General features: G+C 52.5%; 10 protein-coding genes. 6 read left to right on the top strand and 4 right to left on the bottom strand.

Annotated elements, in window-relative coordinates:
• Positions 1-263: 263 nt before the first annotated feature.
• Positions 264-809, bottom strand: coding sequence for an oligoribonuclease (gene orn, locus C2U53_RS12615; protein WP_042999177.1), 546 nt, complete (start codon positions 807-809; stop codon positions 264-266).
• Between the two features lie 106 nt (positions 810-915).
• Here orn and rsgA point away from each other — a divergent pair, with 106 nt between their 5' ends.
• The 3 genes from rsgA to mscM all read left to right on the top strand — a co-directional run bounded on the left by rsgA (position 916) and on the right by mscM (position 6,381).
• Entirely contained in the window at positions 916-1,968 is a 1,053-nt protein-coding gene (rsgA, locus tag C2U53_RS12610) for a small ribosomal subunit biogenesis GTPase RsgA (protein ID WP_044327158.1), read from the top strand.
• A gap of 96 nt (positions 1,969-2,064) precedes the next feature.
• Positions 2,065-3,036, top strand: a complete 972-nt coding sequence (asd, locus tag C2U53_RS12605; RefSeq protein WP_042999175.1) for an archaetidylserine decarboxylase — start codon at positions 2,065-2,067, stop codon at positions 3,034-3,036.
• A gap of 18 nt (positions 3,037-3,054) precedes the next feature.
• A complete protein-coding gene (gene mscM / locus C2U53_RS12600; RefSeq protein ID WP_042999174.1) occupies positions 3,055-6,381 on the top strand; it encodes a miniconductance mechanosensitive channel MscM in 3,327 nt (1,108 codons plus the stop codon).
• Positions 6,382-6,439: 58 nt separating this feature from the next.
• Here mscM and C2U53_RS12595 read toward each other — a convergent pair whose 3' ends face one another.
• From C2U53_RS12595 to epmA, 3 genes are all read right to left on the bottom strand, one after another.
• Positions 6,440-6,754, bottom strand: coding sequence for a YjeO family protein (locus C2U53_RS12595; RefSeq protein WP_104445969.1), 315 nt, complete (start codon positions 6,752-6,754; stop codon positions 6,440-6,442).
• Positions 6,755-7,471: a hypothetical protein gene (locus tag C2U53_RS12590; RefSeq protein WP_371415066.1), complete on the bottom strand. Its 717-nt coding sequence runs from the start codon at positions 7,469-7,471 to the stop codon at positions 6,755-6,757.
• A 422-nt stretch (positions 7,472-7,893) separates the two neighbouring features.
• Positions 7,894-8,871: an elongation factor P--(R)-beta-lysine ligase gene (gene epmA, locus C2U53_RS12585; protein ID WP_042999172.1), complete on the bottom strand. Its 978-nt coding sequence runs from the start codon at positions 8,869-8,871 to the stop codon at positions 7,894-7,896.
• A gap of 323 nt (positions 8,872-9,194) precedes the next feature.
• Here epmA and frdA point away from each other — a divergent pair, with 323 nt between their 5' ends.
• From frdA to frdC, 3 genes are read left to right on the top strand one after another with little or no spacing between them, the layout of a single operon-like run.
• On the top strand, positions 9,195-10,985 hold the full coding sequence (gene frdA, locus C2U53_RS12580) for a fumarate reductase (quinol) flavoprotein subunit (protein ID WP_042999171.1): 1,791 nt from the start codon (positions 9,195-9,197) through the stop codon (positions 10,983-10,985).
• Positions 10,978-11,712, top strand: coding sequence for a fumarate reductase iron-sulfur protein (gene frdB / locus C2U53_RS12575; RefSeq protein ID WP_042999170.1), 735 nt, complete (start codon positions 10,978-10,980; stop codon positions 11,710-11,712). The genes frdA and frdB overlap by 8 nt, the downstream gene beginning before the upstream one ends.
• Positions 11,713-11,722: 10 nt before the next feature.
• A complete protein-coding gene (gene frdC, locus C2U53_RS12570) occupies positions 11,723-12,118 on the top strand; it encodes a fumarate reductase subunit FrdC (RefSeq protein ID WP_042321376.1) in 396 nt (131 codons plus the stop codon).
• Positions 12,119-12,126 lie beyond the last annotated feature (8 nt).

Here is a 12,126-nt window from a genome sequence, read left to right as displayed (position 1 = left end):
GGCTGCCTTGCTGCAACATGAAATGCTTTGATTAAAATTTGTTGCTGCCGTAACGCATAATTCTCTGTCGTTACGGGAGGCGCATTATACGAGAAATCCTTTCTCCTGCAACCCCTTCAAACGCAATTTTTTGTGAATTTCGTTTGAGTGACGATTTTATCAGCAAAGCGAGTAATTTAGCGGCAATCTTCGGTATACGCAAGCTTCCCGGATGTAAACTGTAGGCCGGGTAAGGTAAAGCCGCCACCCGGCATAGCCACCTTTTAAAGCTTAATAAAATTCTCACGATAGTAAGCCAGTTCCGCCACCGACTCGCGGATATCATCCATCGCCTTGTGCGTTCCTTCCTTGCTCAAACCGTCCAGAATTTCGGGTTTCCAGCGACGAGCCAGCTCTTTCAGCGTGCTGACATCCAGGTAGCGGTAATGGAAATACGCTTCCAGTTCTGGCATGTACTTAAACAAAAAACGGCGATCCTGTCCGATGCTGTTCCCGCAGATTGGCGACTTACCCGCTGGCACCCACGCTTGCAAAAATTCAATCGTCGCCAGTTCCGCTTCACGTTCACCCATTGTGCTCGCCTTCACTCGCTCCACCAGCCCGCTCCCGGTATGGGTACGCACGTTCCAGTCATCCATCAGTGCCAGCTGTTCATCAGACTGATGAACAGCAATCGTTGGCCCTTCAGCCAGAATATTCAGGTTGGCATCGGTGACCAGTGTGGCGATTTCAATTATGCGATCGCGCTCGGGATCCAGACCGGTCATCTCCAGATCAATCCAAATCAAGTTGTTTTCATTGGCACTCATGCTATTTTCCACCCCTCATACGTCACATTCTGTGTGACTACTCTCAACTAGAATTGTGTGTATCATAGATGTTTTGCCCAACATGGGCGACCAGGAGCCAGTACGATTGAGTAAAAATAAACTCTCCAAAGGCCAACAGCGCCGCGTGAACGCTAATCACCAGCGTCGTCTTAAAACGTCTAAGGAGAAGCCAGACTACGATGACAACCTGTTTGGCGAGACCGCTGAAGGGATCGTCATTAGCCGTTTTGGCATGCATGCCGACGTCGAATCTGCCGACGGTGAAATTCACCGCTGCAACATTCGCCGGACGATCCGCTCGCTAGTGACCGGCGACCGTGTGGTCTGGCGTCCCGGCAAAGCGGCTGCGGAAGGGGTCAACGTCAAAGGCATCGTCGAGGCGGTGCATGAACGTACCTCGGTATTGACGCGCCCGGACTTCTACGATGGCGTAAAACCCATTGCCGCCAATATCGACCAGATTGTCATTGTCTCCGCGATTTTACCGGAGCTGTCACTCAATATTATCGACAGGTATCTGGTGGCCTGTGAGACATTGCAGGTTGAGCCGATCATCGTGCTCAACAAAATCGATCTGCTGGATGACGAAAGCATGGCGTTTGTGAATGAGCAGATGGATATCTATCGTCATATCGGTTATCGCGTGCTGATGGTCTCCAGCCACACTCAGGATGGTCTGAAACCGCTGGAAGAAGCGTTGACCGGGCGCATCAGCATCTTTGCCGGTCAGTCCGGCGTTGGCAAATCCAGCCTGCTCAACGCATTGCTCGGTCTGCAGGAAGCCATTCTCACCAACGATGTCTCTGACAACTCCGGTCTGGGACAGCACACTACCACCGCGGCCCGCCTCTACCACTTCCCACATGGCGGCGACGTCATCGACTCCCCTGGCGTGCGTGAATTCGGCCTGTGGCACCTGGAGCCGGAACAAATCACCCATGGCTTTGTCGAATTTCATGACTATCTGGGGCTGTGCAAATATCGTGACTGTAAGCACGACACTGACCCAGGCTGCGCCATTCGTGCCGCCGTAGAGGACGGGAAAATTGCGGAAACCCGTTTCGAAAATTATCACCGTATTCTCGAAAGCATGTCGCAGGTAAAAACGCGTAAAAACTTTTCTGATACCGATGACTGACAACTAAGCTAAGCATCGCTAGAATCGTCCCCCCTTTTTCAGGATCCGGCATCAACGCCGGGTCAGGAACGATAAAACAATAGCCTGGAGGCTACCTTGTTAAACTCATTTAAACTTTCGCTACAATACATTCTGCCGAAACTATGGCTCACTCGCCTGGCGGGCTGGGGCGCGAGCAAACGAGCGGGATGGCTGACTAAGCTGGTTATCGATCTGTTCGTGAAGTACTACAAGGTCGATATGAAAGAAGCGCAGAAGCCAGATACCGCCAGCTACCGCTCATTCAATGATTTCTTTGTCCGCCCACTGCGTGACGACGTTCGCCCGTTGAATACCGATCCGAACGTACTGGTCATGCCGGCTGACGGTGTCATCAGCCAGTTAGGCGCTATCGAAGAAGATAAGATCCTGCAGGCCAAAGGCCACAACTACAGCCTGGAAGCCCTGCTGGCTGGTAACTACCTGATGGCGGATCTTTTCCGTAACGGGTCGTTTGTGACCACCTATCTGTCACCGCGTGATTACCACCGCGTGCACATGCCATGTAACGGCATTCTGCGTGAGATGATTTATGTTCCGGGCGATCTGTTCTCGGTTAATCATCTGACGGCCCAGAACGTTCCAAACCTGTTTGCCCGTAATGAGCGTGTTATCTGCCTGTTCGATACGGAGTTTGGCCCAATGGCGCAAATTCTGGTCGGTGCTACGATTGTTGGCAGTATCGAAACCGTCTGGGCGGGAACCATCACGCCGCCGCGCGAGGGCGTGATCAAACGCTGGACCTGGCCTGCCGGAGAAAGCGAAGGCTCCGTGGCGCTGCTGAAGGGTCAGGAAATGGGTCGCTTTAAACTGGGCTCCACGGTGATCAACCTGTTTGCGCCAGGTAAAGTGAATCTGGTCGAGCAGCTTGAGAGCCTCTCTGTGACCAAAATTGGTCAGCCGCTGGCGATCTCCACAGAGACATTCGTTGCGCCAGTCGACGCCGAGCCTGCACCACTGCCAGATGAAGAGATCAAAGCTGAACACGACGCCAGTCCGCTGGTCGACGATAAGAAAGACGAAACCTAATAGTAGAAGGACGTTGCTGTGCGCCTGATTATCGCGTTTCTGATGGCCTGGTGCCTCAGCCAGGGGGCGTACGCTGCAACCGCCCCCGACGCCAAACAAATCACTCAGGAACTGGAGCAGGCGAAATCCGCAAAGCCTGCTCAGCCTGATGTTGTTGAAGCCCTTCAGTCTGCGTTGAACGCGCTCGAGGAACGTAAAGGTTCTCTCGAACGCGCACAGCAATATCAGCAGGTTATCGATAATTTCCCGAAAATGTCCGCCAGCCTGCGCGCGCAGTTAACCAATCTGCGCGATGAACCCCGCAGCGTATCGCCGGGCATGACGACTGATGCGCTGAATCAGGAAATTCTCCAGGTCAGTAGCCAGTTGCTGGAAAAAAGCCGTCAGGCCCAGCAGGAGCAGGAACGCGCCCGTGAGATTGCCGACTCATTAAGCCAACTGCCTCAGCAGCAAACCGATGCCCGCCGACAGCTCAACGAAATTGAACGCCGTATTGGCAGCGCCACCGGCAACACCCCGCTCAACCAGGCGCAAAATTTCAGCATGCAGGCTGAATCCGCTCGCCTGAAAGCGCTGGTTGATGAGCTGGAGCTGGCGCAGTTGTCGGCCAACAACCGTCAGGAACTGGCTCGTATGCGCTCGGAACTGGCGGAAAAACAGAGCCAGCAATTGGATGCGTATTTACAGGCACTGCGCAATCAGCTCAACAGCCAGCGCCAGCGTGAAGCCGAACGGGCGCTGGAAAGTACCGAGTTACTGGCGGAGAACAGCGCTGATTTACCGCCGGATATTGTCGCCCAGTTCAAAGTGAACCGGGAACTGTCAGCCGCGCTGAATCAGCAGGCGCAGCGCATGGATCTCGTCGCCTCTCAGCAACGTCAGGCCGCCAGCCAGACTCAGCAGGTACGTCAGGCGTTGACGACGCTGCGTGAACAGTCGCAATGGTTAGGCTCGTCTAACCTGTTGGGTGAAGCGTTACGCGCCCAGGTGGCACGTCTGCCGGAAATGCCCAAACCCCAGCAGTTGGATACTGAAATGGCGCAACTGCGCGTCCAGCGTCTGCGCTATGAAGATCAGCTCAATAAGCAGCCTCAGCTGCGCCAGCTCCATCAGGCGGACGGGCAGCCGCTCACCGCCGAACAAAACCGTATTCTTGAGGCGCAACTGCGCACCCAACGTGAGCTGCTGAATTCGCTGTTACAGGGCGGCGACACGCTGATCCTTGAACTGACCAAGCTGAAGGTCTCCAATAGCCAGCTTGAAGATGCGTTGAAAGAGGTGAACGAAGCGACCCACCGCTATCTGTTCTGGACCTCAGACGTTCGTCCAATGTCATTCTCCTGGCCGATAGATATCGTGCAGGATCTGCGTCGGCTGATTTCACTCGACACCTTCAGCCAGTTAGGTCAGGCCAGCGTGATGATGCTGACCAGCAGAGATACCCTGCTGCCGCTGTTTGGCGCGTTGATTCTGGTCGGGTTCAGCATTTACTCGCGTCGCCACTTTACCCGTTTTCTGGAGCGTTCTGCCGCCCGAGTGGGCAAGGTGACGCAGGATCACTTCTGGCTGACGCTGCGTACGGTATTCTGGTCGATACTGGTGGCCTCGCCGCTGCCAGTACTGTGGATGACGCTGGGATACGGACTGCGCGAGGCCTGGCCTTATCCACTGGCTGTCGCGATAGGCGATGGCGTCACGGCGACGGTGCCGCTGCTGTGGGTCGTGATGATTTGCGCGACATTTGCCCGGCCCAATGGCCTGTTTATCGCCCACTTTGGCTGGCCGCGCGAACGCGTGTCACGTGCGATGCGTTATTATCTGATGAGTATCGGGCTTATCGTGCCGCTAATCATGGCGCTCATCATGTTTGATAACCTCAACGATCGGGAGTTTTCTGGCTCGCTCGGTCGCCTGTGCTTTATGCTGATTTGCGGCGCGCTGGCACTGGTCACCCTGAGCCTGAAAAAAGCCGGGATCCCGCTCTATCTCGATAAAGAAGGCAGCGGCGACAATATCGTGAACAGCATGCTGTGGAACCTGATGATAGGCGCGCCGGTGGTGGCGATACTGGCTGCCGCCGTGGGCTATCTGGCGACGTCACAGGCGCTGCTGGCGCGACTGGAAACCTCCGTCGCCATCTGGTTCCTGCTGTTGGTGATTTATCACGTCATTCGCCGCTGGATGCTGATTCAGCGTCGCAGACTGGCCTTTGACCGTGCCAAGCACCGCCGTGCGGAAATGCTGGCCCAGCGCGCCCGTGGCGAAGAAGAGCCGGCTCATTCAACCAGTCTGGAAGGGACCATCGACGTTGATGAGAGCGAAGTCGATCTTGATGCTATCAGCGCCCAGTCGCTCCGTCTGGTGCGCTCCATCCTGATGCTGATCGCCCTGCTGTCGGTCATTGTGCTGTGGTCGGAAATTCACTCCGCATTCGGCTTCCTCGAAAACATCTCGCTGTGGGACGTCACCTCGACGGTGCAAGGGGTTGAAAGTTTAGAACCCATTACGCTGGGCGCGGTGCTGATCGCGATTCTGGTGTTTATCATCACCACCCAACTGGTGCGTAATCTGCCTGCGCTTCTCGAGCTGGCGTTGCTACAACACCTCGATCTCACGCCGGGTACCGGCTATGCCATTACCACCATCACCAAGTACCTGCTGATGTTAATTGGCGGTCTGGTGGGCTTCTCGATGATCGGGATTGAGTGGGCGAAACTGCAATGGCTGGTGGCGGCACTCGGCGTCGGTCTGGGCTTTGGTTTGCAGGAAATTTTCGCCAACTTTATCTCCGGCCTGATCATCCTGTTTGAAAAGCCGATTCGTATTGGTGACACCGTGACCATTCGCGATCTGACAGGCAGCGTAACGAAGATCAATACCCGCGCGACGACCATCAGCGACTGGGACCGCAAAGAGATCATCGTGCCGAACAAAGCGTTTATCACCGAGCAGTTCATCAACTGGTCGCTGTCTGATTCCGTGACACGCGTGGTGCTGACCATTCCGGCCCCATCCGATGTGAACAGCGAAGAGGTGACGCAAATCCTGCTAACCGCCGCACACCGCTGCTCGTTAGTCATCGATAACCCGGCGCCAGAAGTCTTCCTTGTGGACTTACAACAGGGGATTCAGATCTTCGAACTGCGTATCTATGCCGCCGAGATGGGTCATCGCATGCCGCTGCGCCATGAAATCCACCAGTTGATTCTGGCAGGCTTCCGCGAGCACGGTATCGATATGCCGTTCCCACCATTCCAGATGCGTCTGGAAAGTTTGAATGGCCGACAAACAGGAAAAACGCTCAGTTCTGCCGGCAGAAGAAGTCGTCCGGCGGGGAGTTTGTAAATCGTTTGTACGTGTATCAGCAGAGGTTGGTTGTATTCCATCAGCCAATCTCTACTTTTTAGAGGCATAAATGATATCGAATAATAAAACGCCATAACCAAAAACTCAGCAGAGTTAACACAACAAAATATTGCCAAATACTGCGATGTTTTTTCCATATAATCACATAGAGGAAAGGGATAAAGATGGGTAGTGTTATTATCATTCCAGCTGCGCGAATATCGTCATTTTCAATATACATCATGACATCACAGATGTTTTTAATTCCCCTTCCATCGATAAACCATTCCTTACTTTGCGTTGACAACATGATTATCAATAAAATACAAACCACGCCTCCTATAAAATTCAAAACAAAAGCTTTCCAGTTCATTTAATTTCCTTGCGAAATCTTTTGTAGAATATCTTTCTTTTCTATAATTCGTCGGCCATATTCACTATATTCACGTTCTGCAGAGCCCGGTGATTTTCTAATCGAGAGAATAATATCTTCTTTGGCCCGTATAAGTCCGCGATTATACCTGGACCCCGCTAATATAATTTGCTCATCAGTCAGGTGAAGAGTATCAGTATCTGGATTATCATAGAGAATAAGGTCATGTAAATGGAATGCTACAACACGAATGTTAAAACTGTCATCGAGTAAGCATTGTGATAACCTAAATTGCTGAAAATGCGAAAGCGTGTTTGGGTGAATACCGATTGTTCTGGCAGCGACGCCTATCTGGATCGCGATAGAACCAATAGATGTTGCATTGGACAACTCATTGTTGTTCTTTCCCAGGAGCGCTTCTATTACTTGTCTGAATTGCAGAACGCCAACACCTTTGAATCTCTCCGGAGTTCCCCCTACTTCAGCAACCGCAACACCCGCAAGGAGTAATTCAGGTATTCGCGCTTCATAAGCATATTGTTTAATTTTATTCCGATGATGTACTAACCAGGCTGTTTTGTAATACCAAAGATATGCTTTTCCTGTCATAAAATGCCAATTAGTAGGCAACGCATACCAACGGAAAAAATCCCAACCATTCCAATGAGGGAAACCATATTCATCAATATCACAAAAAGGAGGCAAACTGATCACGATAACAGCCCTATGATAGACCTCACTATTGAAAAGACAATAGCTCTTTCGTCACTGCTCAGGATGGGATAGACATCACAATTATAAAAACGCATGTCAGCCTAACACAATATTATTCCAATAAAAAATTCAAGCCATCTATAAAAACAATAAAATATATAATACCGTTTATATATTCACACAGCGCGTTATATATAAAGAACAATATAGCTTCTACAATTAATGTTCATCTAATGATTAAATAAATATCTTGTGCAAAATAAATATATGATGAAGTCGTTCATACTAACCATCTACAGCGACTTAACGTTGAAACCTTAAGGTAGAAGTTACAAAAATAAAATGTGGGCGTTAAATATTAACTGAAAAGCATTCTTTAAAGCGGCGAGAAAAAACACGCCGCTTTGCTTTTTTGATTGAACAAGTTATGCGCGATCAACAGTAAACGCGATCACTTCCGCGAGGCTTTCTGCGCCCAGCGCCAGCATCACCAGACGATCCACACCCAGTGCGACGCCAGAACAGTCCGGCATGCCAACTTTCAACGCCTCAATCAGATTGTTATCGATCGGCTGCTGCGGCAGTCCGCGCGCGGCACGCTTACGGTTATCCTGTTCAAAACGTTGCTGCTGTTCACGCGCATCCGTCAACTCATGGAAACCATTCGCCAGCTCAATACCTTTGAAGTAGACCTCGAAACGTTCCGCTACACGGTGATCTTCCGTACTGATCTGCGCCAGTGATGCCTGGCTTGCCGGGAAGTGATACACAAACGTCGGTTTCTCTTTACCAATGTGCGGTTCAACGCCCATCGCAAACAGCAGTTGCAGTAAGGTATCGCGATCTTCTTCCGTATCGGCAATGTTGCTTAAATCCAGCTTTGCGGCAACTTCACGCAGCTGCGTTTTATCCGCAGACAGCGGATCAATCTCCAGATGACGCTGGAACGCTTGCTGATAAGAGAGGCTCTCCGCCGCCGGGCATTCCAGCACCTGCTGCAGCAAATCATCCACTTCGTTCATCAACCGGTACATGTCGTAATGGGGACGATACCACTCGAGCATAGTAAATTCGGGGTTGTGATGACGCCCCATCTCTTCATTACGGAAGCTACGGCACAGCTGAAAGACCGGACCACACCCTGCCACCAGCAGACGCTTCATGTGATATTCCGGGCTGGTCATTAAATAGAGGTTCATCCCTTGAGAGTGACCGGGGCCGACGAAACGCGTTTCGAACGGGAACAGATGAATGTCTGTGACCGTCGCCTGGCTCATGCAGGGCGTCTCAACCTCCAGCACGCCGCGATCGGCAAAGAAACGACGAATTTCCGTCATAATTGCCGCGCGTTTTAACAGGTTAGGTATGGACGCGCTCGGCTGCCAGGTTGCCGTTTCGCTCATGGTTCTTTCTCCAGTTTAAGACAAGGGCACGAAGTCTACTCGTAACGCGGCAATGAAACAAATTTTGCTCAGGAATACTCCGACACGGCTGAAGAGTTAAAAAACCGTAAAGCGATGGTTTAGTAATTAAATTAATCAAGATCACTGATAATTCCGGCCTCTGACACGCTAAAAAAATCGAACACGTCAAATTTCCCACTCATCGCAGAGACTATACTGTTGTACCTATAAAGGAGCAGTGGAAACGCATTCGCACCCCACCTGTTTCAGGGGGTTTACCCGAAATATGTGGTGGCGAAATTACAATAATCTGGAGGAATGTCGTGCAAACCTTTCAAGCCGATCTTGCCATTATAGGCGCCGGTGGCGCGGGATTACGCGCTGCAATTGCCGCAGCGCAGGCAAATCCTAATGCAAAAATCGCACTGATTTCAAAAGTGTACCCAATGCGCAGTCACACCGTGGCTGCTGAAGGGGGCTCAGCTGCTGTCGCCCAGGATCATGACAGCTTCGACTACCATTTTCACGATACGGTAGCGGGCGGAGACTGGCTGTGTGAACAGGATGTCGTGGATTATTTTGTCCACCACTGTCCTACCGAAATGACCCAACTGGAACAATGGGGCTGCCCGTGGAGTCGTCGCGAAGACGGCAGCGTCAACGTTCGTCGCTTTGGCGGGATGAAAATTGAGCGTACCTGGTTTGCTGCGGATAAAACCGGCTTCCATATGCTGCATACCCTGTTCCAGACCTCTCTGCAGTTCCCGCAGATCCAACGCTTTGACGAACACTTCGTCCTGGATATCCTGGTCGATGATGGTCATGCTCGCGGCCTGGTGGCGATGAACATGATGGAAGGCACGCTGGTACAGATTCGTGCTAACGCGGTAGTAATGGCGACAGGCGGCGCAGGCCGTGTGTATCGCTATAACACCAACGGCGGCATCGTGACCGGTGACGGCATGGGCATGGCGCTGAGCCACGGCGTTCCACTGCGTGACATGGAATTTGTTCAGTATCACCCGACCGGTCTGCCGGGCTCCGGTATTCTGATGACGGAAGGCTGTCGTGGTGAAGGCGGTATTCTGGTCAACAAAAACGGCTACCGTTATCTGCAGGATTACGGCATGGGTCCGGAAACTCCGCTGGGCGAGCCGAAAAACAAATATATGGAACTCGGTCCGCGCGACAAAGTTTCTCAGGCTTTCTGGCACGAATGGCGTAAAGGCAACACCATCTCCACGCCGCGTGGCGATGTTGTACATCTCGACCTGCGTCATCTGGGCGAGAAGAAACTGCTGGAACGTCTGCCGTTCATCTGTGAACTGGCGAAAGCTTATGTGGGTGTCGATCCAGTGAAAGAACCGATTCCGGTGCGTCCGACCGCGCACTACACCATGGGCGGTATCGAAACCGATCAGAACTGCGAAACCCGCATCAAAGGTCTGTTTGCCGTCGGCGAATGTTCTTCTGTGGGTCTGCACGGCGCGAACCGTCTGGGCTCTAACTCTCTGGCTGAGCTGGTGGTCTTTGGTCGTCTGGCAGGCGAGCAGGCGATGGAGCGTGCAGCAACGGCGGGCACTGCTAACGACGCAGCCCTTGACGCACAGGTTGCTGGCGTTGAACAACGTCTGAAAGACCTGGTCAACCAGGAAGGTAACGAGAACTGGTCGAAGATCCGCGACGAAATGGGGCTTTCGATGGAAGAAGGTTGCGGTATTTACCGTACACCGGAACTCATGCAGAAAACCGTGGATAAGCTGGCCGAACTGCAGGAGCGCTTCAAGCGCGTTCGCATCACCGACACCTCCAGCGTATTCAATACCGATCTGCTGTACACCATCGAGCTGGGTCACGGCCTGAACGTCGCTGAGTGTATGGCGCATTCCGCGCTGGCGCGTAAGGAATCACGCGGCGCACACCAACGTCTGGACGAAGGTTGCACCGAACGTGACGACGTCAACTTCCTCAAACATACTCTCGCCTTCCGCGATGCTGATGGCACGACTCGCCTCGACTATAGCGACGTGAAAATCACCACGCTGCCGCCGGCAAAACGTGTTTACGGTGGCGAAGCGGAAGCAGCCGATAAGAAGGAGAAGGCTAATGGCTGAGATGAAAAACCTGAAAGTTGAGGTGGTGCGTTATAACCCTGAGACCGACACCGCGCCGCACAGTGCTTTCTATGAAGTGCCTTATGATGAAACCACGTCACTGCTGGACGCGCTGGGCTACATCAAAGATAACCTGGCACCAGACCTGAGCTATCGCTGGTCCTGCCGTATGGCGATCTGCGGCTCCTGCGGCATGATGGTCAACAACGTGCCGAAACTGGCGTGCAAAACCTTCCTGCGTGATTACACCAACGGTATTAAGGTGGAAGCGCTGGGTAACTTCCCGATTGAGCGCGATCTGGTCGTCGATATGACGCACTTTATCGAAAGTCTGGAAGCAATTAAGCCGTACATCATCGGTAACCCGCGTACGCCGGATCAGGGACCAAATATCCAGAGCCCGGCGCAGATGGCGAAGTATCACCAGTTCTCTGGTTGCATCAACTGTGGTCTGTGCTATGCCGCATGTCCGCAGTTCGGCCTGAACCCTGAGTTCATCGGACCGGCTGCAATTACCCTGGCGCATCGTTACAACGAAGATAGCCGCGACCACGGTAAGAAGGAGCGTATGGCACAGTTGAACAGCCCGAACGGCGTATGGACCTGTACTTTCGTGGGCTACTGCTCCGAAGTTTGTCCGAAGCACGTCGATCCGGCGGCTGCCATTCAGCAGGGTAAAGTAGAAAGCTCGAAAGACTTTCTTATCGCTACCCTGAAACCACGCTAAGGAGTGCAACATGACGACTAAACGCAAACCCTATGTGCGGCCGATGACGTCCACCTGGTGGAAAAAATTGCCGTTTTATCGCTTTTACATGCTGCGCGAAGGCACAGCCGTTCCGGCAGTCTGGTTCAGCATTGAGCTGATTTTCGGCCTGTTCGCACTGAAGCATGGTGTCGAATCCTGGGCGGGCTTCGTCGGTTTTCTGCAAAACCCGGTGGTGGTGATCCTCAACGTGATCGCCCTGGCGGCAGCACTGCTGCACACCAAAACCTGGTTTGAGCTGGCGCCGAAAGCCGCCAACATCATCGTAAAAGACGAAAAAATGGGGCCAGAGCCGATCATCAAAGGTCTCTGGGCGGTTACTGTGGTGGCGACCGTAGTTATACTGTTTGTTGCCCTGTTCTGGTAAGGAGTCCG

The sequence above is a fragment of the Citrobacter sp. CFNIH10 genome (assembly GCF_002934585.1).
In the GTDB taxonomy this organism is placed as follows: Bacteria; Pseudomonadota; Gammaproteobacteria; order Enterobacterales; family Enterobacteriaceae; genus Citrobacter_A; species Citrobacter_A amalonaticus.
This window is presented reverse-complemented; position numbering and strand designations above follow the sequence as displayed.